Origin of the sequence: Streptomyces sp. 1222.5, assembly GCF_900105245.1 — a bacterium.
Lineage (GTDB): Bacteria > Actinomycetota > Actinomycetes > Streptomycetales > Streptomycetaceae > Streptomyces > Streptomyces albidocamelliae.
Map to the genome: position 1 here is coordinate 22,788 of NZ_FNSZ01000001.1, position 25,534 is coordinate 48,321.

A 25,534-nucleotide genomic window follows, 5' to 3' on the forward strand; every position below is an offset into this window, starting at 1 on the left:
AGGCCCCCTCATGTTCAAAACCGCAGCGCAGGAACAGCTCCTGCCCGGCAACACCCTGCAGGCGAAGTGGGAGTTCGCCCAGGAAGCCGGCTACGACGCCATCGAACTGCGCGGCAAGGGAGACCTGCACTTCGCCTCCCGCCTCGACGAACTGCAGCAGGCACGCAAGGACGGCGTGGTCATGCCCACCGTCTGCGTCGACATGCTCCACTTCTTCGGCGCCTTCGACGCCGAGCAGCGCCGTGACGCCATCACCCAGATGAAGTCCCAGCTCACCGTGATCGCCGAGATCGGTGGCGTGGGCGCTCAGACTCCCGCCTCCTACGGCATGTTCTCCCGCCGCCTGCCGCCCTTCGAACCACCGCGCAGCGAGGCCGAAGACCGCGAAGTCCTCTTGTCCGGTCTGAGCGAACTGGGCGAACACGCACGCAGCGAAGGCGTCACCCTCTTCCTCGAGCCCCTCAACCGGTACGAGGACCACATGGTCAACCGGCTGGAACAAGCAGCCGACCTCATCCGAGCAGCCGGTCTCGACTCGATCAAAATCGGCATCGACAGCTACCACATGAACATCGAGGAAACCGACCCCGCGGCCGCCATACTCGCTCACGCCGACATCATCGGACACGCCCAGGTGTCCGACTCCAACCGCTTCCAGCCCGGCGCCGGGCACCTCGACTGGCCCGCCTGGCTCGGCGCCCTGCACAGCATCGGCTACGACGGCCATCTCGCCCTCGAAAGCCGGCTCACCGGCGACCCCGTCGAAGCCGTCCGCTCCGTCCCCTCCTTCCTCACGAGGTCCGCCGCGTGACGTCCCTCCTGGACCGGCCCGTACCGCACCGCGCCGCAGACCTGACCCTCCGGCGCGGTGCGGTACGGGTCCTGCTCGACAACTGGACCGGCCACTCGACCGTTCCCTCCCGCACCCTCTACCCCCACCAGTGGAGCTGGGACTCCGCCTTCATCGCCATCGGCCTGCGTCACCTGTCGGTGCGCCGGGCCCAGCAGGAGCTGGAAACACTGCTGTCCGCCCAGTGGACCGACGGCCGCATACCGCACATCGTCTTCAACTCCGCCGTCCCCGACGACGCCTACTTCCCCAGCCCCGACTTCTGGCGCTCCTCCACCTGCGGCCGCACCTCGGGCGCTCCGGCCGCACCGGAAACCTCGGGCATCGTCCAGCCGCCCGTGCACGCGCTGGCGGCGTGGCTCGTCCACCACACCGACCCCGAGGAATCGCGGCGGCGTGCCTTCCTCAACCGGGTACTCCCCCGCCTCACGGCCTGGCACGACTACCTCCTTGACCACCGTGACCTCGGCGGCGGCGGCCTCGCCGCCGTGATCCATCCATGGGAGCCGGGCATGGACAACAGCCCGTGCTGGGACCAGGCACTGCAGCGCGTCGTGCCCGCCGCTGCGGACGCCTTCCGTCGCGCCGACCTCGACCACGGGCACCCCGCCGACCGGCCCACCGACCTGGACTACGGCCGATATGTCCGCCTCGTGGCCGACTACCGCAACACCGGCTACGACGACCGCAGCGGCCGGCACACCTTCGCGGTGGAGGACCCCTCCTTCAACGCACTGCTGATCGCCGGCGAACACGCCCTGGCCGCGATGGCCGAGGAGACCGGAGCAGACCCGGCCCCCCACACGGCGCGCGCCGAGAAACTCACCGACCACCTCGTGACCCGGCTGTGGGACGACGACGCCGGCACCTTCCGCGTCCGCGACCTCACCACCGACACCCTGGTCGACGAACACTCCGTCACCGGCCTCATCCCGCTCCTCGCACCCCGCCTGCCGCGCCACATCGTCAACCGCCTCGCCCAGACACTCGGCAGCCCACGCTTCACGGCACCCGCCACACGGCTCGTCCCGAGCTACGACCTCACCGGCCACGCCTTCAACGCTCAGCGCTACTGGCGCGGCCCCGCGTGGTTCAACACCGCCTGGCTGATCCACCGCGGCCTGCGCACCCACGGCCTGCACCACAGCGCCGAACGTCTACGGCAGGGCTTCCTCGGCGAAGCGGAACACTCCGGCTTCGCTGAGTACATCGACCCCACCACCGGTGCCGCACGCGGCGCCCGGAACTTCTCCTGGACCGCCGCCCTCGCCCTCGACCTGCTCAGCGCCGACCTCAAGGAGCCCACGCCATGAATCCGGCCGACGACTTCGTCCAGCTGGTGCGCGACGCCACCTTCGCCCGCCTCGACGATGCAGGCAATATCAGCGGGACCGTCGGCACCGCACCCGACGGACTGTTCCTGCGCGACGCCCGCCACCTCAGCCTCTGGCACCTCACCGTCGACGGCACCGAGCCCATCCCGCTCGCACCCGCCACAGCCTCAACCGACGACGCCTCCACATGCGTCCTGGCACCCCGCGGCACCCGGGACCACCCACCCGCCTACACCGTCTTCCGCGACCAGAACATCACCGCCGGAGCGCTGACCGAGCACCTGCGCCTCGTCAGCAACCGACCGGACCCGGTCACCGCCCGCGTACAGATCACCCTCGACGCCGACTTCGCCGATCTGTTCGAACTCCGCGCCGACGACCGCCACTACGACAAAGCCGACGGCCACCGGAGCGTCCACCACACCAGCACCGGCCTCGAGCTCGACTACCGCCGGGCCGACTGGCACTCCCGCACAACGGTCACCTGCGACCCCCCGCCCGCAGGCCACGACAGCGCTCACGACACCCAGCGCCCCACCGCCCGCACCCTCACCTGGCACCTGCCACTGGCCGCCCACGGCCAGGCCGACCTGCACCTGACCGTACGCGCCCAGCCGCACGGACTACCGGCCCTCGGCTCACCGACCATCATGCGGCCGAAGCAGCACACACCCGCCGGGGCCGATGACCTGACCCGCACCTGTGAGCGAGGCCTGGCCGACGTCGACCTGCTGACCATCCCGCTCACCGGCGTGGACGACGAAGAGGTCCACGTGCCCGCGGCGGGCATCCCCTGGTTCCTCACCCTGTTCGGCCGTGACTCACTCCTGACCTCCTACTTCCTGCTGCCCTACCGCCCCGAAACGGCAGCAGCCACCCTCAGCGCCCTCGCCGCCACCCAGGGCCGCCACCACGACCCGATCAGCGGAGAACAACCCGGACGCATCGTCCACGAGACCCGCCACGGCGAACTGGCCCACTTCCGGCAGATCCCCTACGGCCGCTACTACGGCGCCGTAGACGCCACCCCCCTCTTCCTGGTGCTGCTCCACGCCCACCACGAGACGACCGGCGACAAAACCGTCGCCGTACGGCTGGAGCAGCATGCCCGCCGAGCCGTCGACTGGATGTTCTCCCACGGCGGCCTCGACAAGCATGGCTACCTCGTCTACCAACCTGATCCAGACGGCCTGGTCAACCAGAACTGGAAGGACTCGGCAGGTGCTATCTGCTTCGCCGACGGCACCCAGGCACAGGGCCCCATCGCTGTCTCAGAAGTCCAGGGCTACGCCTACGACGCGCTGGTCCGCACGGCCCAACTGGCCGCCACCGTCTGGCAGGACCACGCCTACGCACAGCACCTGCACGACGCCGCCGCAGCACTGCGCGCCCGCTTCCACACCGACTTCTGGATGCCGCAGGCCGAGTTTCCCGCACTCGCGCTGGACGGCAACGGCCGTCAGGTCGACGCCCTGGCCTCAGACGCCGGCCATCTGCTCTGGTCAGGAATACTCCACCCAGACCTCGCCCGGCAGGTGGGAAAGCGCCTCCTGCAGCCGGACTTCTTTTCCGGCTGGGCAATCCGCACTCTGGCCACCGGACAGAAGCCCTACCACCCCTTGTCCTACCACCGCGGCAGTGCCTGGCCACACGACAACGCAGTCATCGCACTGGGCCTCGCCCGCCACGAGCTCGCCGAGGAGACACACACAGTCGCCGAAGGCCTCATCGAAGCAGCAACGCATCACAACTACCGCCTACCCGAGGTACTGGCCGGCTACGACCGCACAGCCAGTGCCCGGCCAGTGCCCTACCTTCACTCATGCTCACCACAGGCCTGGGCCGCTGCAACGCCACTCGCCCTGCGCACGGCACTGAGCACCGTATGACAGTCAATACACAGATCCGTAGCAAGAAACTCCGAGACGATCCCACGGGCACAGTCCGCGGTCTGCAGCATTCCGGGAAGCACCGGCTCCTCCCACGCCCGGATGGCGCGGCGCGTAAGGGCCACCTCAGCGTTCCAGCTTTCCTGGGCGGGCCGGTGCCCTGCTCCTCGCTTATGACCAAACGCTCGAGTGCAAGGTGGCGGTCAAGGAGCTCGCGCTTCCGGCGGGGCTCCCTGATGACGAATTGCGCACTCGGATCGCTCGGGCGCGAGTCGAGGCCCGGCATGCTGCACGGCTGCGCAGTCATCCACACCGTGCATGATGTCGTAGAAGATCATGATTTGCCCTGGATCGTGATGGGGACTTGCCGACGCCGGCCTCGTTGTCCCAGACGAGCATCCTGGGGACGACCCCGGGCGGTCAGCAGCCGCCAGTGCCCGTCGATCAGGTCCCCGGTCCGGCGCGAGGGCAGCATCCTCGCGGCGATGACCCGCGAGTAGCCGGACACCATCACCAAAACCGGCGGCCGTCCCGTCTGCCCATAGCCCAGCGGGATGTCGGCCTCGGGAAACCACAGGTCGCACTGGGCCATCTCGCCCGGCCGATACGTCGTCCGGGAGACCGGGCCCACCGGCAGATACGCCGGCCTCAGCTCTGCGGATCTCTGTGGTTCGACACCCGGAACCCCGGCCTGCGCTTGAGTGACAACCCCGAACGTCTCCGGTCCGAGGCATCCTTCGCGCACCTTTGCGCCGCGCGACCGTCGGGCGGCCGAGGCCCTGGGCGAGGTCTACTTCCGCGACAACGGCCGCCGCGCCCACGGCCTCGAAGTCGAACTCACCGACCTGATCGACCTCGAATTCGAGCTGTAGCCGGACCGCCGCGTACGGGCTCGTCTCGGCGGCACAGACGGCCGGCCTCCGAGTCGAGGCCCGCACTCCCCGGGCGCAGATCCCGACGGTTTGGCCCTGGAAGCGGCCCTGATCCGTCGGCGGACAAGCCGGCGGCCGGCGCGGCGGCAGGTCGACAAGCCGTGGACAACGCGGCGGCGTCGACGGCGGTGTCAAGCCCCGAAAACCCGGCGCATGACCCCGCCAGGGTGCCTCCGGCCTACTGGAACCAAGGCCAAGGACGCCAGATAGGCGCCCTTCACTACCAGCGGGAGACACCCATGGCTCGCACGATCCGCAACAACTCCGTCCGCCTGAGGTTCGCGACGATCGCGGCGGCGGCCGCAGCGGTCACGGGAGGCGTCGTCCTCCCCGCCACCACCGCGATGGCCGCCCCCACAACCGGGGTACCCACCGCCTCGCCGGTGGATCCGGTGGACCCCCCGCTAGGCCCCTTCGAGGCGGACCCACCCCCGGTACAGCCCGATCCTCCGCTGGAAATCCCGGACAAGGCCCCGCCGAACCCCTACGAGGAGACCGCCCCGGTGACCTGGGGGTACACCCCCCCGGCGGAGCCCGAGCAGCCGGACGAGCCGGTGGACCCCAGCACCATCCTCGAAAAGGGCCTCGGCGACTGAGAACGACGACGGCGGTGAACCGGGGCCCGGTACCCGGCCCTCGGCACCGCCCCGGGCAGCCGCGGCCCACATGGGGCGGCATCGTCTGCCGTGCCTGTGCAGCTTCACCGCCCGGCTCTGCAGCCCGGCGGCCGGTGGTGCTCTACGCAGCGTTAGGCCCTCCGGGGGCTCAGCGGTTGGGTAGGTGGTACAGAGCAAGATCCGACAAGAGCAAGATCCGGCAGGTCTACACGCCGCGATCACCGAAGCGAGCGTGTCGGGGCCCCGCGGATACTTCCTCCGCGGGGCCCCGACCTGTCAGTGATCAGCCCTGGGTTCCGCCCTGCGTGTTCCCGGAGCCACCGCCCTGCGTACCGCCCTGCGTGTTCCCGGAGCCACCGCCCTGGGTTCCGCCCTGCGTGTTCCCGGAGCCACCGCCCTGCGTACCACCCTGCGTGTTCCCGGAGCCACCGCCCTGCGTACCACCCTGCGTGTTCCCGGAGCCACCGCCCTGGGTTCCGCCCTGCGTGTTGCCGGAGCCACCGCCCTGCGTACCACCCTGCGTGTTGCCGCCCTTCGGCATGGCAGCGTTCTTCGACGCGCTGTTCTTGCTGTTGCTGTTGTTCTTACCGTGGTGCTGCTGGTGCTGCTGGTGGTGGCTGCTGGCGTGCGAGGCGCTGTGGTGCATCGGCGCAGCCTCTGCGCTGGCGACACCGAGGGTTCCGGCGGCCACGGCGGCGATGCAGGAGATGCCGGCGAGGCGGGCGGCGAGGTGACGTCGGGCGTTCAGCATGGGGAGATCCTTCGGGAGCTGTTCGGGGACTGGGGCCGGTCGGCCTTTCGTGTATTCAGTTCAGCCCGCCCGGCCGCCCCCGTGCGTCCCCCGACCGGCCCACTCATCGGCTGACCCGTCCCTCCACCACCGGCCGCCGGGCTGCAGAGCCGGGCGGTGAAGCTGCACAGGCACGGCAGACGATGCCGCCCCATGTGGGCCGCGGCTGCCCGGGGCGGTGCCGAGGGCCGGGTACCGGGCCCCGGTTCACCGCCGTCGTCGTTCTCAGTCGCCGAGGCCCTTTTCGAGGATGGTGCTGGGGTCCACCGGCTCGTCCGAATGCTCGTCGGGCTCGGTATACCCCCAGGTCACCAATGGGGGGGCCACCGGGGGTGGGTCCGCCTCGAAGGGGCCTAGCGGGGGGTCCACCGGATCCACCGGCGAGGCGGTGGGTACCCCGGTTGTGGGGGCGGCCATCGCGGTGGTGGCGGGGAGGACGACGCCTCCCGTGACCGCTGCGGCCGCCGCCGCGATCGTCGCGAACCTCAGGCGGACGGAGTTGTTGCGGATCGTGCGAGCCATGGGTGTCTCCCGCTGGTAGTGAAGGGCGCCTATCTGGCGTCCTTGGCCTTGGTTCCAGTAGGCCGGAGGCACCCTGGCGGGGTCATGCGCCGGGTTTTCGGGGCTTGACACCGCCGTCGACGCCGCCGCGTTGTCCACGGCTTGTCGACCTGCCGCCGCGCCGGCCGCCGGCTTGTCCGCCGACGGAGCAACGCCCCAGCACACTCGCGGGTTGTACGCATGGGCCTTTCGGTCCCATTCCCGGCGGATAGCGGCTGACACGACGGCCGGCGCCCCGGTGCGCCATGCGCACGGGCAGCTTCGCGCGCCGCTTCATCGCCGCCCCGGCCGCGGGCATGACCGCCCTGTCCGGCCGCTGCCACCACTCGGACGTCAGACGGCGCTGAACTCGTCTTGCGCTGCCCACCGGTCGGCGATTTCGTCCTTAACGGTCGTCGTGGTGGTGGCGAGGCTGGTGTGTAGACCCAGTTGTTGTGACTGCGAGCGGAAGAACGCGACCTCGGACCGTCTCCCCAGTGGCTGCAACTGGTCCGCCACCGGCTGAGCCACTCGGTGAAGTCTTCTCGTAGGCCCCGATCGGCGCCTGAGGATGACCAGTTCCGGTTCGGGCGGCGAGCTGGGACAGGAGATCCCCGCCCCGGTGCGCCCGGCGGAGTCTTTCATCCCCGGGGTCGCCTGACCCCGGGCACCAGGGCCAGGGCCTCATACGCGGCGGGCGCCAGCGGGCTGGTGGAATGTAACTACTAGTATGTACAGTAGGTGCATGAGCACCTCGGAACGCCTGATCGAGTCCACCCGTGAACTGCTGTGGGAGCGCGGGTACGTGGGCACGAGCCCCAAGGCGATCCTGGAGCGCGCGGGCGCGGGCCAGGGCAGCATGTACCACCATTTCAAAGGCAAGCCGGACCTAGCCCTGGCGGCGATCCGGCGCACCGCCGAGGAGTTGCGCGCCAGCGCCGAACGGGTCCTCGGCGGACCGGGCACGCCGTACGACCGGATCGAGGCGTATCTGCTGCGCGAGCGTGACGTGCTGCGCGGCTGCCCGGTCGGCCGGCTGACCATGGATCCGGACGTGATCGCCAGCGACGAGCTGCGCGCGCCGGTGGACGAGACGATCGCGTGCATCCGGGAGCGGATCGCCGCGATCGTCGACGAGGGCAAACGGCAAGGGCAGTTCGCGCCGGAACTGGACGGCGAGGAGATCGGCGCGACCGTGGTCGCCACGGTCCAGGGCGGCTACGTCCTCGCCCGCGCCTCCGGCTCCCCCGCGGCCTTCGACGCCGGGGTCCGCGGCCTGCTCTCCCTGCTCGCACCCCGGACTCACAGACAGGAGAACTGAGGCACGTGCACATCACCAGACGGCGCCCCGACACGCAGCAGGGCCCATCGGAGAACTTCACCGGCACGGTCTGGCTGGACGAGATCGCCGCGCCCGCCACCCCGTCCCGGCTGCGCATGTTCAACGTCCACTTCGCACCCGGCGCCCACACGGCCTGGCACCGGCATCCGCACGGGCAGGTGCTGCACGTCCTGGAGGGAGAGGGGCTCGTGCGGCGCAAGGGCGGTGACGTCGAGGAGATCCGCGCGGGCGACACGGTGTGGATCGAGCCGGGCGAGTGGCACTGGCACGGTGCCGGGCCGCGCACCTTCATGAGCCACCTGGCGGTCGTGGAGGCCGCCGCGGACGGCACGACGACCGAATGGCACGAGCACGTGCACGACTACCCCGCCTGAGAAGGGAACCGGGACATGCACGCCATGCAGTACGAGTTCACCCTGCCCGCGGACTACGACATGGGCGTCATCCGCTCGCGTGTCGCCCGCGTCGGGCATCTGCTGGACGACTGGGAGGGCCTCGGCATCAAGACGTACGTGCTGCGCGAGCGCGGGATGCACGGCTCGCCGGTCAACCAGTACGGGCCGTTCTACCTGTGGAACACCGCCGAGGGCATGAACAGGTTCCTTTGGGGTGGCGCCTTCCAGGGGCCTGTCGACGACTTCGGGCGACCGGCGGTCCGGCAGTGGTCGGGCCTGGCGTTCGAGGAGGGCGCCGCGACCGGATCCGCGCCCGGCTTCGCCCTGCGCCGGCGCCAAGCGGTGCCTGACGGCGTGGAGTTGGCCGCGTTCATGGCGGAGACCGCGGCCGAGACGGCGCGGCTGGCCGCGGAGGACGGTGCGGTACTGGCGGCGGCAGCCGTGGACACGCACGCGTGGGAGGTCGTGCACTTCTCCCTCTGGGAGCACGCCACGCCCGAGCACGACGGGGACCTCTTCCAGGTGCTGCACCTCTCCGCCCCCGGCCGGGACCGGCTCCCGCGCGGCCGGCAGTGGTGAGCCGCGTCCGCACCGTCCTCGGTGACGTCCGACCCGGGGAACTGGGGGTGTGCGACGCGCACGACCATCTCTTCCTGCGCAGCCCGCAGTTGCCCAGCCAGGAGCTGGACGACGCCTCCGCGGCACGGGCCGAGCTGGCCGCATTCCGGGCGGCGGGCGGGGCGGCCGTCGTGCAGTGGACGCCGTACGGAATGGGGCGGCGGACGGCGGACCTGCCGACGCTGTCCCGGGCCACCGGTGTGCGGCTGGTCTGCGCCACGGGACTGCACCAGGCCGCGCACTACCCGGCGCAGATGCTGCAGGGGCTGCGCGGCCGGCTGGCCGAGGTGTTCGTCGCGGAGCTGACCGAGGGCATCGGGACCACCGGTGTCCGGGCTGGTCTGATCAAGGTGGCGGGCGGCTTCCACGCGCTCGACGCGCACGCCCGCTGGACCATGGCGGCGGCGGCCGAGGCCCATCAAGCCACCGGTGCGCCCATCGCCGTCCACCTGGAGCTGGGCACCGGTGCGCTGGACGTACTCGACCTGCTGTGCGGCGAGTTGGAGGTGCCGGGGGACCGGATCGTCCTCGGTCATCTGAACCGTTTCCCCGATCCGGTGGTGCAGCGGCAGGCCGCCGCGTCGGGCTGCTGGCTGGCCTTCGACGGGCCGTCCCGCGCCCATCACGCCACAGACTGGCGGATGCCGGAGGCGCTACAGGCCCTGGCGGACGCGGGGTTCGCGGACCGGCTGCTGCTCGGCGGGGACACGGTGGTCGCCGGGGCCCGTTCGGTAAACGGCGGCCCCGGGATGCCATACCTGCTGCGCCGTGTGCGGCCGCGGCTGACGCAGGTGCTGGGCACGCAGCTGGTCGACCGCATCCTCGGAGTCCATCCGGGGCAGGCGTTCGCGGTCGACTGGAAGTGAGCGGGCGGTGGCCCGATCCTGCGGTTCCGTGGCCCTTGCAGCCGTTGGCGGCTCCGGCGGCCCGCCGGAGGATGGGGGGCGACGGCCGCCCGCCCCACTCCGAGGAGACAACACCGCCATGGCCCTGGAGATGCGTGACCGCTGCGAGCGCTGTACGGCCGCCCCCTTGCCGCCCGACGGCCCGGCCCGCATCTGCTCGTACGAGTGCACCTTCTGCGAGGCATGCGGCGCGGCCCTGGGGCAGGTCTGCCCCAACTGCGGCGGCGAACTGGTCGCTCGCCCCCGCCGGACGGCCGGGGCGGCCTGACCGTACGTCCGGCAGCATGAGCCCGTGCACACACCGCCGAGCGGCCGCCTGGACCCGTGTCGCCGCCCACCGGAACCTGTGGGGGCGGCTCCCGTCGACGGCTGCCGTGCGCACTTGACCGCGTGACCGGGCATCGGCTGGATGCCGTTCGCCCCGCCGGAGGTTCGCCGGGGCTTCGCGGACCGCGCCCGCCCGCGTGGTGGCATGCCGCTGCCGAGCTCGACGCCCGTCGGGGCCGGGGCGGGAACCGCTGAGACCGCTGCACGTGCGCGGCGCACGTCAGGCGGTAGGGGCAAGGGTGTGGAAGTAGTGCTCCTTGTCCAGGTCAGCGAGGAGACCCGGGTGGACCGGCTCCCAGCCGACGAGTTCACGGGTCAGGTCGCTCGACACCCGCGCGTCCAGCCCCAGGAAACCGAAGTGCTCGGCCGCGGCCCCGGGCGCGACGGAGGTAATCGGGACGTCCAGGTGCTGGCCGATCACCTCCGCGATGTCGCGGATGCGGACACCGTCCTCCGCGACACCGTGCAGCACCGATCCCGCGGGGGCCTTCTCGACCGCGAGACGGAACAGGCTCGGCGGCACTCCGGCGGCCAGCAGAGACCCGCACTCCCCGGGGGCGCAGATCCCGACGGTTTGGCCCTGGAAGCGGCCCTTCGGGGTCTCTCGCTTTTGGGGACGCACGGGCGTGGAACCTCCAGCTGCTGATTGACGCACCGGTCAGTGCAGCCTGCGGGACCGCGCTCTCTCCTCTGGGGGTGCGGGTCTCTGCCGCCGGCTCAGAGTGCCGCCGATGCGGCCCCAGCACGGGGCGAGGCTATGGCTCCTTCGGCCAGGTCATCACCATGTGGCCGGTCTGTTCTGCGGGCGCCTGGCATTGGTGCCGCGTTCGCCCACCCAGATGCTGAACTTCCGCTTGGCGATGTGTTCGCTGTTCCGCCAGCCGTGCTGCACCTGACGTGTTGGTGAGTGCTGCCCCGTGGTCTCATCCCAAGCATGCCGGAGCGCTCGTGCGGGTTGATCGTTCGTGCGGGTTGTCGTGTTGAGGACTGAAGCCCGGAGCTGCAGGGTTGCGCGCGGGAGAGTCAGCCGGCGTAGGCGATCGCGAGGACGGTGATGGTGCGCGTCTGCTCGCCGATGAGGGCGCGGACCGCGCGTCGCAGCCGCGGCGCCGTCCCACGGGCCGACGGTGTGCAGCGGCTACAGAACTCAGAAGCGACGTCTGCGCCTCTAGGCCCCGCTCTGTACGCAGGATGAACGATAGATGTTCGCTACCTGTACGTCTCGCCCGCTAGAGTGGGAGCGGAGGTGCCTCATGTCCGAGTTGTTCGACGCCGTGGATGCGCTGGTGGCGTCCCGGTCGCCGCTGCCGCCGCCGGTGGAGCGCAGGCGGCTGCGCCAGGCTCATGCGCTCACCCTGGACGAAGTGGCCGCGGCCCTCGGCGTGCGGCGCGCGACCGTCGGTGACTGGGAGTCGGGCAAGACCGAGCCGCGTCCGCCGCAGCGGGACGCGTACGCGCGCCTACTCAAGCAACTCGCACAGCTCTACCCCGCAACCGCAAGCACCGGGGCACCGCAGGAAGACATCGCTGCTCCGCAGACCGCTCCCCGCACAGCACCGAAGGCGCCGCCTGCACCCACCGCCCCGGAGCCCGATGCTGCGGCCCCGGCCGCGTCCGACACCGGCGCTGCCCCCGCTGGGCCGGCGACGGCCTCGCGTCGCCCGGGCGTGAAGAAGGCGGCCCAGGCGCCCTCGCCCGCCACCGGTGGCGCGTACGCGCACGGCCCGCTGCTCGTCCTCGACGCCGACACCGACCGGAACGTGACCGGCTACGGCATCGGCGGACTGATCCTCGACGTACCCGCCAAGTCCCTCCCCGCCCTCGTCGACTGGACACTGACCGAGGCGCAGCTCGGGGCGGAGCGGCTGCACGGCTCTGGAAAGGACGCCGACCCGCTGCTGGTACTCACCGAGGCCGCGTGCGAGCGCTACGGCCTGCCCGCCACGCTGTCGCACGAGGAGCGGCTCGCCGGGCGGCTCCCCGAGGGGCACAAGATCCTCAAGCAGCTTCAGCGCGCCGAATGGAAGCTGACCAAGCGAGGGCTGGGACCGTGGGCGCGGATCTACCGCCCCGCCCACGGCGGGCGCCGGCAGTGCGTGCAGCTGTGCATCCCGTCCTGGCACGCCTTCGACGACCGTGCCTGGGGCCACGCCGCCCAGCTCGAGCCCGCAGAGCTCGCCCGGGTGCTGGGCCTGTACGCGACGCGGGTGATGACCCCGGTCGGGTCTGCGGCCGTCACTGGGCTGCAGCTGATGACGGCGCTGAACCCGCCGACCCGGGCGAGCGAACCGGACGCCGACGGCCGGCGCCACTCCGAGCACCGGCCCGGCTCCCTCGGTACCGAGCCGATGGACCCGGCGCCGTGCGAGGCGACCGACGGACACCCGGTTCTCGCTGACCTTCCGCGGTTCCATGTTCGCGGCCCCGACGAGAAGCTGTTCGAGGAGGCCTACGACTGGGCACGGGACCTCACCGACGCAGAGTGCACGAAGCGCCACCTGGTCGGCCTCGACGTCAACCTGGCGTTCGCCGCAGGCGCCAACGGCGCCGTCGTCGGCCTGGCATCACCGCCTGTGCACGTCACCAACCCGGCCTTCGATGCGGCGCTGCCCGGCTCGTGGCTGGTCGACCTCTCCCACGTCGACCCGAACCGGGTGAAGGTCGGCAAGCAGTGGCGCGACCTCGAAGGAGACCTGCTGCCCAGCCCGTTCACACCGACCGGCGAACGTCCGGCGGGTCCGGCCTGGTACGCCACCCCCACCGTGGCCTACGCGATGGAACTGGGCTACGAGGTGGCCCCCTTGGAGGCGTGGGTGCGCCGCGAGAGCGGCCGGTTCCTGGATGGCTGGTACAAGCGGCTGCGCGACGCCTACGTCCACACCATGGCCGAGCTGGGTGTCGCCGAGAAGCTGCCCCCGGCCGAGTTCCTGACCGCGATGGACGGCTACAAGAGCCGTGACCGTGAGCTGGGCATCGTCGTGGACGCGGTGAAGATGACCGTCAAGGGCGGCATCGGCAAGCTCCGGGAGAAGGCCCGCGGCGGAGGCTGGAAGCCAGGGCAGGCCTGGCCAGCTCTGTCCCGGCCGACGTGGCGGCCCGACATCCGCGCGGTCGTGATCTCCCGGGCCCGGATCAGCATGCATCGCAAGATGCTGCACCTGGCCGCGGCCACCGGCCGGTACCCGGTCGCGGTTCTGTCGGACTGCGCCGTGTACGCCGCCGACGGGCCCGGCCCGCTGGACGTCCTGCCCTACAACGCCGACGGCAAGACCGTGCCCGGCTCCTTCCGGCTCGGCGTCTCCCCAGGGATGGTCAAGCACGAGGGCACCCAAAGCGTGCTGTGGGGCGCCGACGTCCTCGAACAGCTCGCCGGTGACGACCACGTCGCCAACCTCGCCCGCTACATCAAGACCGGCGAGGTCACCACCAAGGACACCGGAGAATAGGTCAGTTACGGCGATGGTGACGGTCGGCGAAGAACTCGACAAGGCGGTCCAGGGGGCGTTCACGCGCCCCATCCCGAAGACCGCCGGCGCGCAGATGCGCTAGCTGGTCCGCCAGCACTAGCACAGCACAAGGCGCGTGGCCGAGCTCCTCGGCATCAGCCAGCGCACCGTCGAACGCTACGTGAAGAACCAGATCAGAAAGCCCCGGCCGGAGCTCGCCGACCGTCTCGAGCGTGAGGTCCGCGTGCGCTGGAAGCCGCAGATAGGGCCAAGGCGAAGCAGGCCGCGGCTACCACCGGCGGCATCATGATCGACGTCCGCGCCCGGTTCGGCTACACCGCCGCCCCCGGCAGCACCGACGACGCACCGCACACGCCACCTCACCTCGCCCTGCCACCCCACCGCCTCTTCCAAGCCCAGGAAGCCGGATAGGGAGAGTTGCACCTGCGCTTGGCCGCGGTGGCCTCCGCCGCCGGGGTCCTGGCCGGCGGCGCTCCTCCAGCTCGGTGATGCGGTCCCCCCGTGGCCGGACCACTCCTTTTTGCGGAGCCACCAGCGCGGCGAGGCCGTGGTCGCCGACCGGGCGAGCTATGTCGAGGCGGCCTCAACTCGCCTGAGCGGCGCCCCATGGCTTCCCGCACCCATCACGGCGGGGGGACCTCGCGGAACAAAACTCCCCCACGCTGTGGGCGCGATCCGATGCGGGGAGGGCGCCGATCGCCGGCCGTGACCACGATCGCGCAGCCCCCCTCCCTGGCTGAACACGGTTAAAGTCCGGCTCAGCCCGCCCGGTCACAGCCTTCTGCGCTGCGCTCTAGCTGTTCACCAGCAGGATCTTGCCGAGGTGCCCACCGGCCTCCATGAGCCGGTGCGCCTCGGCGGCCTCGGCCATGGGCACGGTCTGGTCGATGACGAGTTGCACGGCTCCGCTCTCGATCATCGGCCAGACGTTCTTCTGCACCTCGGCGACGATGGTCGCCTTCTGCTCCTTGGACCGGGTGCGCAGGGTGGTGCCGTGCACGGAGAGACGCTTGAACACCAGCTCGGCCAGGTTGAGGTTGGCCTCCAGGCCGTTCTGCAGGCCGATGACGACGAGGCGTCCGTCGGCGGCGAGGGAACGGACGTTGCGTTCGAGGTAGTCGCCGCCGATGACGTCGAGGATCACGTCGTACGGGCCGTATTCGGCGAAGTCCTGCGTGCGGTAGTCGATCGCCACATCGGCGCCCAGTTCCCGTGCCCGCGCGACCTTCTCGGGTCCGCCGACGGTGGTGACGACACGTGCACCCAGTTCCTTGGCGATCTGGATCGCCAAGGAACCGACTCCTCCGGCTCCACCGTGCACGAGGAGGGTCTCGCCCTTCTTCAGCCCAGCAGTCATGACGACGTTGGACCACACCGTGGCGACCGCTTCGGGCAGGCCCGCGGCCTCGACCAGGCTGATTCCCCTGGGTACCGTGAGCAACTGTCCCGCCGGAACAGCGACCTTCTGCGCGTAGCCCCCTCCCGTCAGCAACGCGCACACCTCGTCGCCCACCTGCCGACCGGTCACTCCCTCGCCGACGCCACTGATCCGGCCAGAGACCTCCAGCCCCGGATACGGCGATGCCCCCGGCGGCAGCGGGTAGAGACCCCACCGCTGCATGATGTCCGCCCGGTTCAGGGCACTGGCCACCACATCGATCACCACTTCGCCCACTGCGGGAAGCGGGTCCTCGACCTCGATCCATTCCAGGACCTCGGGGCCGCCGGGTTCCTTGATCGATACCGCCTTCATGATGCTCCGTTCACATGACTGGGACAGGGGCTCGCCGCGGACGTCCGGGACGGGTTGCTCGCGGCATGTCCTTACCGGAAGGGCCGGCACCGAAGGTCCGCCGCGACGTCGGGCACATCCCACCGCGGGAGGGGCTGGATGGCAGCTCGCGCCGGGAATGCCCGGGAGCCCAATGTTTGCATCGCATACATTAGAGAGCGGGAGTATGCAGTGTCAACATTGCCTGCCCAAGCCCCGGATGGGCAAGATCCGGCGAGCCCGTCACGCGACCCGCTACGCCCTCGCCTGTGGCAGTGCCGCGGGGGCGGTGAACAGGGCGTGGACGGCGGTGCGGACCTGGTCGGCGACCACCTCGGGGGTCGAGGTGTCGAGCTTGCCGTCGAGGTGCAGGAACGCCAGGCCGTGGACGAGTGCCCACACCGTGGTCGACAGCGCCTCCGCGTCGGCGCCCGGGAAGGCGCCGCGGACGATGCCGCGGACGTATTCCGAGATCGCGGCGGTCGCGGCGACCCGTTCCTCACTGTTCGGATCGCAGGGCTCGGCGAACATCACCCGGAACAGCGCCGGGCGCTCGAGCGCGAAGCGCACGTAGGCGACGGCGACCGCCGCGAGCTCGTCGGGAGTCGTGGGCGAGGGGCGCGCCGCGACCAGGTACTCGGCGAGCTCGCGGTAGCCCTGTGCGGCGACCGCGGAGACGAGCGCGTCGCGGTCCGCGTAGTGGCGGTAGGGGGCCGCCGGTGACACGCCGGCTCGCCGCGCCACGGCCCGCAGCGACAGCGCGGCGCTGCCGTCCTCCTCGAGCAGTTCCCGCGCGGCGCGCAGGCAGGCGGCGCGCAGATCGCCGTGGTGATACGTACCGCCCGCTTGAGGCATGGGTCACACTCCCTCATGTCTACGTTGCTTACATCGTTACCAAATGTGAACGCTGCATACATTGTATGCGATCGAGATCGAGAGGGGAACTCGGATGAGTCCCTGCGCTCCGGGTAGGTGCTGGGCAACCGGATCGCCAAGGCGGCCATGGAGGAGAACATGGCCGGCGACGGCCAGCTCCCGGACGAGGAGTTGTCCGGTCTGTACGCCCTCGCCTCGGCTGCCGGCATGGCACAGGTCCGCCACCAGATGCGCCGCATCGCCCGCGGAAGCCGGCCCACGCCCAACACCCACCCTGCCGGTCACGCTCACTCACTCCACGTCTCGGGCACGTGAGTGTCCAGTCGTGCGGCCAATGGACCGGCCGCTACCGATGACGGCACCCCCCAAGGACGGAACTCCCCCGACCCATCGTCAGCGCACCCCCGCAGGGCGCAACCGCCGCACACGGGCCCCAACGGCCTTCCTCTCAGCCCCTCCTGCCGAACGAAGCTCACGCAGGAAGGTCTCGCCCGCGCCGGGCCGGGCCCACCGGGCGCGCCCGGCCAACGCCCTGCCCACGTCCCCGGCGCCCCGCGCCTCACGCCCCGACACGGGAGGGAATGTTGACACTGCCTGCATTGCCCCATAGGCTCATGTAAGCAATGCATACATAGCTCGAAGATCGGCCTTCACAGCGGGTCGGCGAGCAGGTACCCGCCCGTGACGTCACGTCCCACCGACCCGGCCACTGGGATCCGTCACCACCACAGAAGGGAGAGGCGCAGATGACCACGGTCCTTTTCGTCGTGTCCGCAGCGGATCACTGGACGCTGAACGACGGAACGAAGCACCCCTCAGGGTTCTGGGGTGAGGAACTGGCCATGCCGCACAAGATCTTCAGCGAGGCAGGGTGGGACGTCACGATCGCCACCCCGGGCGGAAAGGCCCCGACACTGGACCGGCTCAGCATGTCCCGCACCGCCGGCCTCCCGTCCAAGCTGCGCGAGGTCGCCAGGTATCTGGACTCGATCCAGAGCCGGCTGGAGAGCCCCGAGGCATTGGAGAACGTCAACCCGGACCAGTTCGACGTGGTGTTCTACCCCGGTGGACACGGCCCCATGGAGGATCTGGCCTACGACCCGGTCTCGGGCGCACTGCTCACCCACGTCCTCCGCTCCGGCAAGCCGCTGGCACTCCTGTGCCACGCGCCGGCCGCCACGCTGGCTGCCAAGAACGAGGACGGGACATGGCCATTCGCCGGCTACCGGATGACCGGCCTCTCCAACACCGAGGAAAAGCTCAACAGCTTCGGCCGCAAGGCTCCCTGGTTCCTCGAGGACCGCCTGCGCGAGGGCGGTGCGGATTACGTCAAGGCGCGCCTGCCCCTGCTCCCGTTCGTGGTGGTCGACCGCAATGTGTACACCGGCCAGAACCCCACTTCTTCCGAGCGACTGGCCAAGCGACTGGTGGCCGATACGGCTGATCCGGCGCGCTAGTTCGGCGGAGGGACTGCCGTCGGCGAGGCCGCCTCGGCCCCGGTCAGGCACAGCGTCATCAACCGCGTGAGCCGGGGGCGACCTCGGAGGCCACCTCCGGATACAGTGCGCGCGACGGCAGCCTGGTTGTTCAAGGCACGCCGATCACGGCCGCCATGCTCACGGCGGGATGGGGCAGCAGCACCTCCTCGATCTCCCGCGGGCAGAGGTCCTGCGCGACGGCTGGTCCTCGCGGGCGCGTGCCCGCGGCGGCTGACCGGCCGCCCGCCCGAGTTCTGCCGGAAGCAGCCATGGCCGAGACGGCCACCGGCGGCACCTGGCAGGAACACACGGGAGTGACGGGCCTGTTGGACGGTTCGCCGTACGGGCCGCGCCCGGAGCGTGAACGCGTGCATTCTGCGAGATCGCGGGACTGGGCTGGGTCGCGGACTCGGAGCTGTGGGGGCCGCCGTCGGACGACACCCTCGTGTCGGTCGCGGCGAAGTGCCAGCACGCCCCGGGCTGCACGATCGTCATCACCCCGCGGCCGAATCCCGGCGGCGTGGTTTAGCCTCCCGGGTGAAGGAAGGCCGCATGTCCGAGTGGATCGATCCCCGGCACGCGAACCTGGTGGCGGCGTGGAAGCGCGCGCAGCAGCCGGCGTCCAGGCATCCGCAGCAGAAAAGGCCCGTGCGGGGGTTCGTCATCCCGCCCAAGCCCTAACAGCAGCACGGCGGCTGTCCCCTTGGCCGGCCGCCCTCGAGCGCCCGCCCCGTCGGAGGACCGGAAACTCTGGCGGGGCGGGTAAGAGCGAAGAGGCCCCAGCCGGTGGTGCGTTCCGGCTGGGGCCTCTTCCCTGTTCCCTCGTTACAGGGGGCGGATGTTCTCCGCCTGCGGGCCCTTCTGGCCCTGCGTAACGTCGAACTCGACCTTCTGGCCCTCCTGAAGCTCACGGAAGCCCTGGGTGGCGATGTTCGAGTAGTGGGCGAAGACGTCGGGGCCGCCACCCTCCTGCTCGATGAAGCCGAAGCCCTTTTCCGCGTTGAACCACTTCACAGTGCCCTTGGCCATGCCTGTCTCCTTCGAAAGGACTCGTATCGGGTCTCGCACCGTGCGGGACCCGGAGGTGATCGCCCTGGTCCGGAGAGGCTGTCGAACAGCAAAAACGCCCGCGATTGCGATCACGGGCGAACGGGACTTCGGAACCACGACTGCTGGTCACGACGCTACACCGGCTGGTGAGGCTCGGCCACGCGGTTCCGGTCATCGTGGCGTGTTGCCCCGACGTGCCGCATGCGTGCCAACGTCTCACGAAGGCCCAGTCAGTGGCTGGCGACGCCTCCCTTATGCGGTTATGCCCGAGCAACGCTAGAAGCCCGCCCGTCCCGGGGCTCCTCGGACCACCCACCGGATCTACGTCATGGACTTCGGTCAGGGCACCGCTTCAGCCATCGACTTCCGGGGCGGCCACCTAGCAGATTAAGCAGCGAAGCAACAGCTACATCACGCTGATCGGCCCTCCTGACAAGCGGGTGTTCGTCAACGCCAACGCCCGGTCCGAGGAAACCGACCCCACGAAGTTCACTGCCGGTCCGAAGGGCCTCAACCACCAGAATCAGATCCAGTGGCGTGACGCCCGCACGGGCAAGCTCCTCGCCGCCTCCGACTTCTACGCACCGTCCACCACGGGCGGAACCGTGCCCCCCGGCTACGGAGGCCTGATCTACAACTTCTTCTACGACGGCCGCGGTATGGCCCTGAAGGTTCGCGGTCACCAGGCCCTCTGGGCTTCACCCTTTTCTGCGCGGAATGGCGGCGACTGTCAACCGGAGGATCCTTTGGTGGGTCGCTACGCCGGTTCTTCGTGCCGGTTGTGACAATGCGATTCATGATCCCCAAAGTGGACGCGCCCGGGAATTCGGCCACTCTGTGGGTCGTGTTGCTGACGCTCGCGGCAGGTCAGTTTCTGATGGCGCTCGACAGTTCCGTCATGAACGTGTCGATCGCGAGCGTGGCCGACGACGTGGGCACGACCGTGTCCGGGATCCAGGGCGCCATCACTGCCTACACGCTCGTGATGGCGATGCTCATGATCCCCGGCGGCAAGGTCGGCGCTCTGATCGGCCGCAAGCGGGCCTTCATGATCGGCTGCGCCATCTACGGCTGTGGGTCACTGACCACGGCGCTCGCCCCGAACCTGACGGTTCTCCTGGTCGGCTGGTCGTTCCTCGAGGGCGTCGGCGCCGCACTGATCCTGCCCGCGATCGTGGCGCTCGTCGCCGGCAATTTCTCCACGCAGCGAAGGCCAGCCGCCTACGGTCTCGTCGCCGCCGCCGGGGCCGTGGCGATCGCGTTGGGGCCGCTCATCGGAGGCGTGGCGACGACGTACTTTTCCTGGCGGTGGGTGTTCGCTGGGGAAGTGGTGCTGGTGCTCGCCATCCTGGTGCTCGCCCGCCGGGTCGCCGACGCGGCGCCCGCCCAGAGGCCGCGCGTCGATCTCATCGGTGCCGTGCTCTCCGCCCTGGGGCTCGGCATCTTCGTGTTCGGTGTCCTGCGCTCGGGGGAGTGGGGCTGGTTCCGGCCGAATCTCGGCGCCCCGTCGTGGCTTGGCGTCTCGCCGGTCGTGTGGCTCGTCCTGGCGGGCCTGTTCCTGATCTGGAGCTTCCTGCGCTGGGAGGCCCGGCTGGTCAAGCGGGGCAGGGAGCCGCTCGTGGACCCGGTGCTGCTGGAGAACAAGCAGCTGACGGGCGGCCTGACCATGTTCTTCTTCCAGTACCTCGTACAGATGGGTGTGTTCTTCGTCGTACCGCTCTACCTGTCGGTCGCGCTCGGCCTGTCGGCGCTCCAGACCGGTGCGCGTATCCTGCCGCTCTCCCTGACTCTGCTGGCTGCCGCGGTCCTGATCCCGCGCCTCCTCCCGAACGTCTCACCGCGGCGAGTCGTACGGGTCGGCGTCGTCGCGATGTTCGCGGGGGCGGTGGTCCTGATGGCCGCGCTCGACGCCCATGCCGGCCCGGAGATCGTCACCATTCCCCTGCTCCTGATCGGGCTGGGCATGGGCGCCCTGGCCTCCCAGCTCGGCTCTGTCACCGTATCGGCGGAACCCGACGAGCACAGCGCGGAGGTCGGCGGCATCCAGAACTCCGTTACCAACCTCGGGGCCTCGATCGGTACGGCACTCGCGGGGTCGATCATGATCGCCACGCTGACCACATCGTTCCTGACCAGCATCGAACAGAATCCGGCGGTCCCGGACCCTGTTAAGGGCCAGGCGGACACACAGCTCCAGAGCGGCGTGCCCTTCCTGTCCGACGCCCAGCTCAAAACCGCCCTGGCCGACGCCGGCGCCAGCGCGGACGTGACCAACGCCGCGCTCGACGCGAACGCCGCGGCCAGACTCGACGGCCTGCGCGCCGCACTGGCCATCCTCGCGCTCAGCGCCCTCATCTCGTTGTTCTTCACCCACCGGATCCCCAGCACCCAACCCGGCGGGGCCACGGGGTAAGGGCTGGTAGCGGCATGATCAGCGCGGATCCTGCCGCCCGGGGTCCCGCTCGGCTTCCTTCACTGCCGGGCAAGTGCGATTCCAGGCGCAGCCGGCCTCGCTGAGGCAGAGCTGCTCGGGGCGCCGCCGGACGGCCCCCTCGTCGATATCAGGCGTTGCCCCCCCCTTTCCGGGGGTTGATGAGCCCAAAGGCGCAACACCCTCCGAGCGTCAAGGGGGGTGAACGACGATGGCGGGGACCGGGTGCCCGAGAGGGGGTCAACGCCCGGCTCCCCAAAAGGCCGACATCGCCCGAAAGAGGCGGTCGGCCGGTCTCGTTGTCCCTCCACCGTCCCACACCCGCGCGCCCTCGATCCCCGGCAAGAAGGACGTGTCGTGAGCCGGGCCCCTGCCGCGCCCCCGCCGTACCCCGGCTCTCGCAGCGGCCCGGGTATCGGTGCCGGGCGCGTGCGGCCGCGAGCCGTTAAGCACCTGCTGCTCGCGCACACCTCGTCCCGGGCGCCTGTTCGATGACGAAGGCGTCGCGGGTGTGGGTCAGGTGCAGCAGCCAGGCCACGGCGCAGGGCACGCAGCGCAGGCGGAGGACGGCGCCTCGTTCTTTGGCGCGGCGGTTGGCGGCCATCAGGGCGCTCAGGCCGGTGCAGTCGCAGAACGGGACGCCCGCCAGGTCCACAACCGTGCGCGGAAAGGTCGTGACGGCCTGCTGCAGAGCGTGGCGCAGTTCGGCGGCCGTGACCACGTCCAGCTCACCGGCGACGGTCACCACGCAGTGATCGGGTGCCGGCTGTCGGACCTGGATGTCGAGCGGCTTGAGCACAGCCTTTCTCCTCTGCTGATGCTCCCGTGCTGTCGCCGGAGTACCCCAGGTACCGCGATGTCCACCCGGCCGCCGCGGTGACCGGACGACGCTGCGGCCCACCTGGCTGTCCACCGCGCGCCGCACCCACCGCCTGGCGTCTAGGTCGTGACCGGGCACACCACGCACGGGCGCCCACCGGGGTGGCCCCACCTGACGGACGCGGCGCGGGGCCACCCCGGCATCCGGACAAGAACGCCGCCGCCGTCCTTGGCCCTGAGACCGGCCCAGGCCCCTGACGGGTGTCGCGTGCGGGTGGAAAGCCGCTGGCCATGCCAGAGTAAGAGCGTTAAATCCAAGCGCTCCCCCTGGAGTGGCCGGCAGTGCCCCCGGACCCCGACGGTCGTCACGTCCCCCGTTCTACCCCGCACAAGCGGCGGCACGGCCGTCACTCCGTGCCGCCTTTTTCACCTGATTCGCCGCTACTGCGGCATTTACGCATATGCCCTTGCCCACCAGGCTCACACCCCTGCGCAGGGACGAGCGGTCCCGCGTGTCCTGCCATGGCCCGCACCCCGGCTTCACCCGCCACCTGTGGCCGTCGGAGACTGCTGAGCAGGGCGGAGACCGCTGATCAGCTCCATAATGAAAACACTCGCATGGAACGGCGCGCCGGGTGCTCAGCCGCCGCCGAGGCCCGGTTGCCTTCCCAGGACCCCAGCCCGGCGCGACGCCGACTTCACCCCTCGGTGTGCTGCCCATGGAGAGCCGGCCCGGAGGCCGGCCGGGATGTTTCCGCCCCGCCCGGGGCAGGCACGAAGTAGCCCCAGCCGCCCACCGCCGAGGACCTACCCCCCCATGACCTCCCAGCCGAACAACCCCTTACGCCCGCGTAACGGCCGCCCGCACCCCGCGATGGCGGGCCGCGAGGAATACGTGGCCCGGATGGAAGAGGAAGTCGCCCAGCTCCGCCAGGCCGTCGCCTCCCACGCCAGCGTCGACCAGGCCATCGGCGTGCTCATCTGCCTGCACCAGATCAGCCCCGACACCGGCTTCACCGTGCTCCGCACCGCCTCCCAGCTCGCCAACACCAAACTCCACACCGTCGCCGACGCCGTCACCACCTGGGCACGCACCCATCAGCCACTCCCCGAACCGATCAAGGAAGCACTCGGCGAAGCCCTACGCCTCCACGCGGGCAACCAGGGCACTTCGATCGACTGACTGGCCGCGCTCGACAGCGCCGGCTCAGCCGGCCGGGCGCCTGCCTCGCACACGCGCGCGGCGACACGGTCATCGCTGCCGTGCCGCCGCGGATCCGCAACCTGCCACCACACGGCGAGTACCCACCACCCCCGGCCGAACCCACCACGTGACCCCCGCCCGCACGGATCGTTGAGCACAGCATTCGCGCCATGAACATCCCACCCCCCGGGGATACGCGAACCCTCGTGAGGGCCCGGAATACCGCGTCCCGCCTCGGGCCCTCACCCTTCCTGTCCCAGGCCCTGGGTAGGCCAACCGCCTCCGGAAACCGTCCCTCCATCTCGCCGACAGTCGTGCACCGGCTAAAGGCAACTGGTCACGTCCGTGGCGATCGTGACGTGATCGGCACAAGCTTCTCGGCCGGGCAGCCGTACCAGCGCGGGCTTGCCGCACGGAAAGCCGTGTACCCAGGCCGGCTGCCCGCCGGGCCCTTCCACCTCACGGGCCACCAGATGCCGACAAAGCTCACCGTCGTCCATGCACACCATCCCATTCCTGCCCTGCGACGCCTCGACCTGCGAGAACCGATTCAGCTCACCCACTTTGCCCCCAAATGCGTAGAACGGGGATAAGAACGATTGCGTACATGCCCTGTCGGGCGGCCGGGCCCGTAGCCGAGCATCTGGGCCGTAGCGGCCGCCGATGCGAGAAAGGTCGGCAGTGCCGGCTCCTGCCGAGGCAACGGTCGGCGCCGGGCTCTCTTCCATCGAGGTGAGGCGATCGACGGTCTGAGATGCGCCCGTCCGGGTCACCAGTGATAGCGGCCGGCTCGTGGCCGGGTGACGGTGGACAGAGTCTCGACCTCTCCGCCCTCTGCCCCACCGAAGGAGCACCATCATGCCCGGACGCCATACCGTCATCCGCAGCCTGCACGATCTGGGTCTGGCGGCATGGTTCGGCGGCTCCCTGATGGGTGCGGCCGGCCTCAACGGCGCGGCACGCCAGGAAGGCGCCACGGATGCGGCCACAGCGCGCATCGCGTCGGCCGGGTGGACCAAGTGGATGCCGGTCAGTGCCGCCGCGATCGGCGCCCACCTGTACGGCGGCGGCGGCCTGCTCGCCGTCAACGCCCACCGCCTCGCCAAGCAGAAAGGCGTGGCCGCCTCCTCCGCGGCGAAGACGGTCGTCACCGCGACGGCGCTGGCCGCCACCGCCTACGCACGCATCCTCGGCAAGAAGATCGACCTCGCCACCTCCGTCGACCCCCACGACCTCGAGAAGGCGGCCCAGCACCCCATCGACACCGAAAAAGCCCAGCGCCGCCTCGCCTGCGTGCAATGGGCGGTGCCCGCCCTCACCGGATGCCTGGTGGTCCTCAACGCCCTGCAGGGCGAACAACAGCGGCCCCTCGAACAACTCCGCGGCATGTGGGACCACGCCCGGTCCACCGCCCCGCTCATCCACTGAGCGTCAGCAAGCAGCACTGCCACGACAGGGCTGCGCCGCAACGGGAGGGAACGCTCGCCGGCCGTCAGCCGACCGCAGTAGGGCCGGAGCCCGCCTTCCTCTGGACGTGCGGAATGCGGCGAGGGCGTAGGCGACGTACGCGGCTGTTTGCTCAAGGGGTGGCGATGGCTGCGACGGCACGCCCCGGACCCATGGGAGAGCTGGCTGTACTGGAACGGAAGCAGTCAATGCCGGGTAGGGCGATCTGTCACTGCGCGATGGAGAGGGCCGGTGCGTGCCCCTCGCCGTCGCCAGCTGGTCCAGACGGGCCGACACCGAGGAAAGCGCTAGGCATCGATGTCTGCCCTTCAGCCGTGGCCGCGACGGTCAGCCTCAAGGTGAGGCAGGCAGTCGGCGACGCGAGCGGGAAAGCGGCCTTGATCGCTCCCAGCCCCCAAGCCCAGCGGATGCTCGACACCACCGGCATCAGCC

Annotated in this window: 24 protein-coding genes and 2 pseudogenes; 19 read left to right on the forward strand and 7 right to left on the reverse strand. The window is 70.4% G+C overall.

Annotated features, from left to right (window positions below; translation table 11 throughout):
• The first annotated feature begins 10 nt into the window (after positions 1-10).
• The 5 genes from BLW57_RS00115 to BLW57_RS00140 all read left to right on the forward strand — a co-directional run bounded on the left by BLW57_RS00115 (position 11) and on the right by BLW57_RS00140 (position 5,601).
• The gene (locus BLW57_RS00115) at positions 11-811 is read left to right on the forward strand and encodes a sugar phosphate isomerase/epimerase family protein (protein ID WP_093471236.1); all 801 of its coding nucleotides are present in this window, start codon (positions 11-13) and stop codon (positions 809-811) included.
• A complete protein-coding gene (locus BLW57_RS00120; RefSeq protein WP_093471238.1) occupies positions 808-2,163 on the forward strand; it encodes an MGH1-like glycoside hydrolase domain-containing protein in 1,356 nt (451 codons plus the stop codon). The genes BLW57_RS00115 and BLW57_RS00120 overlap by 4 nt, the downstream gene beginning before the upstream one ends.
• Positions 2,160-4,073, forward strand: coding sequence for an amylo-alpha-1,6-glucosidase (locus tag BLW57_RS00125; RefSeq protein ID WP_093471239.1), 1,914 nt, complete (start codon positions 2,160-2,162; stop codon positions 4,071-4,073). The genes BLW57_RS00120 and BLW57_RS00125 overlap by 4 nt, the downstream gene beginning before the upstream one ends.
• Positions 4,074-4,774: 701 nt before the next feature.
• Complete coding sequence (locus tag BLW57_RS41885; RefSeq protein ID WP_256339297.1) at positions 4,775-4,945, forward strand: hypothetical protein; 171 nt, start codon at positions 4,775-4,777, stop codon at positions 4,943-4,945.
• A 299-nt stretch (positions 4,946-5,244) separates the two neighbouring features.
• The gene (locus BLW57_RS00140) at positions 5,245-5,601 is read left to right on the forward strand and encodes a hypothetical protein (protein ID WP_093471241.1); all 357 of its coding nucleotides are present in this window, start codon (positions 5,245-5,247) and stop codon (positions 5,599-5,601) included.
• A gap of 304 nt (positions 5,602-5,905) precedes the next feature.
• On the opposite strand, the gene BLW57_RS41760 is transcribed toward BLW57_RS00140, so the two are convergent.
• The gene (locus BLW57_RS41760) at positions 5,906-6,373 is read right to left on the reverse strand and encodes a hypothetical protein (protein ID WP_218138100.1); all 468 of its coding nucleotides are present in this window, start codon (positions 6,371-6,373) and stop codon (positions 5,906-5,908) included.
• A gap of 264 nt (positions 6,374-6,637) precedes the next feature.
• Positions 6,638-6,934 carry a hypothetical protein gene (locus BLW57_RS00150; protein WP_093471242.1) on the reverse strand — a complete coding sequence of 99 codons (297 nt, stop codon included), beginning with the start codon at positions 6,932-6,934 and terminating at the stop codon, positions 6,638-6,640.
• Between the two features lie 763 nt (positions 6,935-7,697).
• On the opposite strand from BLW57_RS00150, the gene BLW57_RS00155 reads away from it, so the two are divergent.
• The 5 genes from BLW57_RS00155 to BLW57_RS00175 all read left to right on the forward strand — a co-directional run bounded on the left by BLW57_RS00155 (position 7,698) and on the right by BLW57_RS00175 (position 10,480).
• Entirely contained in the window at positions 7,698-8,273 is a 576-nt protein-coding gene (locus tag BLW57_RS00155) for a TetR/AcrR family transcriptional regulator (protein ID WP_256339298.1), read from the forward strand.
• A 5-nt stretch (positions 8,274-8,278) separates the two neighbouring features.
• Positions 8,279-8,668 (forward strand): (R)-mandelonitrile lyase, encoded by a 390-nt coding sequence (locus tag BLW57_RS00160; protein WP_093471245.1) that lies wholly within the window; start codon positions 8,279-8,281, stop codon positions 8,666-8,668.
• 15 nt (positions 8,669-8,683) lie between these two features.
• Positions 8,684-9,268, forward strand: a complete 585-nt coding sequence (locus tag BLW57_RS00165) for a DUF4865 family protein (protein WP_093471247.1) — start codon at positions 8,684-8,686, stop codon at positions 9,266-9,268.
• Positions 9,265-10,173, forward strand: coding sequence for a phosphotriesterase family protein (locus BLW57_RS00170; RefSeq protein WP_093480423.1), 909 nt, complete (start codon positions 9,265-9,267; stop codon positions 10,171-10,173). The genes BLW57_RS00165 and BLW57_RS00170 overlap by 4 nt, the downstream gene beginning before the upstream one ends.
• Before the next feature lie 118 nt (positions 10,174-10,291).
• A complete protein-coding gene (locus BLW57_RS00175) occupies positions 10,292-10,480 on the forward strand; it encodes a DUF1272 domain-containing protein (RefSeq protein ID WP_093471248.1) in 189 nt (62 codons plus the stop codon).
• Positions 10,481-10,759: 279 nt separating this feature from the next.
• Here the strand turns inward: BLW57_RS00175 and BLW57_RS00180 are convergent.
• Positions 10,760-11,050 (reverse strand): annotated as a pseudogene (locus tag BLW57_RS00180) (3-beta hydroxysteroid dehydrogenase); the annotation flags it as partial.
• 742 nt (positions 11,051-11,792) lie between these two features.
• Between BLW57_RS00180 and BLW57_RS00185 the strand changes: the two are divergent.
• Both BLW57_RS00185 and BLW57_RS00190 read left to right on the forward strand, forming a co-directional pair.
• Entirely contained in the window at positions 11,793-13,985 is a 2,193-nt protein-coding gene (locus tag BLW57_RS00185) for a telomere-associated protein Tap (protein ID WP_093471250.1), read from the forward strand.
• Positions 13,986-13,998: 13 nt separating this feature from the next.
• Positions 13,999-14,414 (forward strand): annotated as a pseudogene (locus BLW57_RS00190) (helix-turn-helix domain-containing protein); the annotation flags it as partial.
• A 385-nt stretch (positions 14,415-14,799) separates the two neighbouring features.
• Here BLW57_RS00190 and BLW57_RS00195 read toward each other — a convergent pair.
• A complete protein-coding gene (locus BLW57_RS00195) occupies positions 14,800-15,759 on the reverse strand; it encodes an NAD(P)H-quinone oxidoreductase (RefSeq protein WP_093471251.1) in 960 nt (319 codons plus the stop codon).
• A gap of 273 nt (positions 15,760-16,032) precedes the next feature.
• The gene (locus tag BLW57_RS00200) at positions 16,033-16,632 is read right to left on the reverse strand and encodes a TetR/AcrR family transcriptional regulator (RefSeq protein WP_093471253.1); all 600 of its coding nucleotides are present in this window, start codon (positions 16,630-16,632) and stop codon (positions 16,033-16,035) included.
• Between the two features lie 117 nt (positions 16,633-16,749).
• On the opposite strand from BLW57_RS00200, the gene BLW57_RS00205 reads away from it, so the two are divergent.
• From BLW57_RS00205 to BLW57_RS41890, 3 genes are all read left to right on the forward strand, one after another.
• Positions 16,750-16,968, forward strand: a complete 219-nt coding sequence (locus tag BLW57_RS00205; protein ID WP_093471254.1) for a hypothetical protein — start codon at positions 16,750-16,752, stop codon at positions 16,966-16,968.
• A gap of 431 nt (positions 16,969-17,399) precedes the next feature.
• Positions 17,400-18,110 carry a type 1 glutamine amidotransferase domain-containing protein gene (locus BLW57_RS00210; protein ID WP_093471256.1) on the forward strand — a complete coding sequence of 237 codons (711 nt, stop codon included), beginning with the start codon at positions 17,400-17,402 and terminating at the stop codon, positions 18,108-18,110.
• A gap of 573 nt (positions 18,111-18,683) precedes the next feature.
• Positions 18,684-18,812: a hypothetical protein gene (locus tag BLW57_RS41890; protein WP_256339299.1), complete on the forward strand. Its 129-nt coding sequence runs from the start codon at positions 18,684-18,686 to the stop codon at positions 18,810-18,812.
• A gap of 144 nt (positions 18,813-18,956) precedes the next feature.
• Here BLW57_RS41890 and BLW57_RS00215 read toward each other — a convergent pair whose 3' ends face one another.
• Complete coding sequence (locus tag BLW57_RS00215) at positions 18,957-19,160, reverse strand: cold-shock protein (RefSeq protein WP_093471257.1); 204 nt, start codon at positions 19,158-19,160, stop codon at positions 18,957-18,959.
• Between the two features lie 461 nt (positions 19,161-19,621).
• On the opposite strand from BLW57_RS00215, the gene BLW57_RS00220 reads away from it, so the two are divergent.
• Both BLW57_RS00220 and BLW57_RS00225 read left to right on the forward strand, forming a co-directional pair.
• Positions 19,622-19,966: a hypothetical protein gene (locus BLW57_RS00220; RefSeq protein ID WP_093471259.1), complete on the forward strand. Its 345-nt coding sequence runs from the start codon at positions 19,622-19,624 to the stop codon at positions 19,964-19,966.
• 11 nt (positions 19,967-19,977) lie between these two features.
• Positions 19,978-21,594, forward strand: a complete 1,617-nt coding sequence (locus tag BLW57_RS00225) for an MFS transporter (protein WP_093480424.1) — start codon at positions 19,978-19,980, stop codon at positions 21,592-21,594.
• Between the two features lie 463 nt (positions 21,595-22,057).
• Here BLW57_RS00225 and BLW57_RS41075 read toward each other — a convergent pair whose 3' ends face one another.
• Positions 22,058-22,411: an STAS domain-containing protein gene (locus tag BLW57_RS41075; protein WP_176985379.1), complete on the reverse strand. Its 354-nt coding sequence runs from the start codon at positions 22,409-22,411 to the stop codon at positions 22,058-22,060.
• An 837-nt stretch (positions 22,412-23,248) separates the two neighbouring features.
• Here BLW57_RS41075 and BLW57_RS00235 point away from each other — a divergent pair.
• Both BLW57_RS00235 and BLW57_RS00240 read left to right on the forward strand, forming a co-directional pair.
• Entirely contained in the window at positions 23,249-23,614 is a 366-nt protein-coding gene (locus tag BLW57_RS00235; RefSeq protein WP_256339300.1) for an ANTAR domain-containing protein, read from the forward strand.
• An 879-nt stretch (positions 23,615-24,493) separates the two neighbouring features.
• Entirely contained in the window at positions 24,494-25,063 is a 570-nt protein-coding gene (locus BLW57_RS00240; protein WP_093471262.1) for a hypothetical protein, read from the forward strand.
• Positions 25,064-25,534: the final 471 nt, after the last annotated feature.

Bases quoted from the DNA above. Each gene is read 5' to 3' on its own strand.
- BLW57_RS00235 (WP_256339300.1), top strand. From the start codon at position 23,249: ATGACCTCCCAGCCGAACAACCCCTTACGCCCGCGTAACGGCCGCCCG.
- BLW57_RS41760 (WP_218138100.1), bottom strand. From the start codon at position 6,373: ATGCTGAACGCCCGACGTCACCTCGCCGCCCGCCTCGCCGGCATCTCC.
- BLW57_RS00150 (WP_093471242.1), bottom strand. From the start codon at position 6,934: ATGGCTCGCACGATCCGCAACAACTCCGTCCGCCTGAGGTTCGCGACG.
- BLW57_RS00140 (WP_093471241.1), top strand. From the start codon at position 5,245: ATGGCTCGCACGATCCGCAACAACTCCGTCCGCCTGAGGTTCGCGACG.
- BLW57_RS00155 (WP_256339298.1), top strand. From the start codon at position 7,698: ATGAGCACCTCGGAACGCCTGATCGAGTCCACCCGTGAACTGCTGTGG.
- BLW57_RS00185 (WP_093471250.1), top strand. From the start codon at position 11,793: ATGTCCGAGTTGTTCGACGCCGTGGATGCGCTGGTGGCGTCCCGGTCG.
- BLW57_RS00165 (WP_093471247.1), top strand. From the start codon at position 8,684: ATGCACGCCATGCAGTACGAGTTCACCCTGCCCGCGGACTACGACATG.
- BLW57_RS00195 (WP_093471251.1), bottom strand. From the start codon at position 15,759: ATGAAGGCGGTATCGATCAAGGAACCCGGCGGCCCCGAGGTCCTGGAA.
- BLW57_RS00175 (WP_093471248.1), top strand. From the start codon at position 10,292: ATGGCCCTGGAGATGCGTGACCGCTGCGAGCGCTGTACGGCCGCCCCC.
- BLW57_RS00200 (WP_093471253.1), bottom strand. From the start codon at position 16,632: ATGCCTCAAGCGGGCGGTACGTATCACCACGGCGATCTGCGCGCCGCC.
- BLW57_RS00240 (WP_093471262.1), top strand. From the start codon at position 24,494: ATGCCCGGACGCCATACCGTCATCCGCAGCCTGCACGATCTGGGTCTG.
- BLW57_RS00225 (WP_093480424.1), top strand. From the start codon at position 19,978: ATGATCCCCAAAGTGGACGCGCCCGGGAATTCGGCCACTCTGTGGGTC.
- BLW57_RS00125 (WP_093471239.1), top strand. From the start codon at position 2,160: ATGAATCCGGCCGACGACTTCGTCCAGCTGGTGCGCGACGCCACCTTC.
- BLW57_RS00115 (WP_093471236.1), top strand. From the start codon at position 11: ATGTTCAAAACCGCAGCGCAGGAACAGCTCCTGCCCGGCAACACCCTG.
- BLW57_RS00215 (WP_093471257.1), bottom strand. From the start codon at position 19,160: ATGGCCAAGGGCACTGTGAAGTGGTTCAACGCGGAAAAGGGCTTCGGC.
- BLW57_RS41890 (WP_256339299.1), top strand. From the start codon at position 18,684: ATGTCCGAGTGGATCGATCCCCGGCACGCGAACCTGGTGGCGGCGTGG.
- BLW57_RS00210 (WP_093471256.1), top strand. From the start codon at position 17,400: ATGACCACGGTCCTTTTCGTCGTGTCCGCAGCGGATCACTGGACGCTG.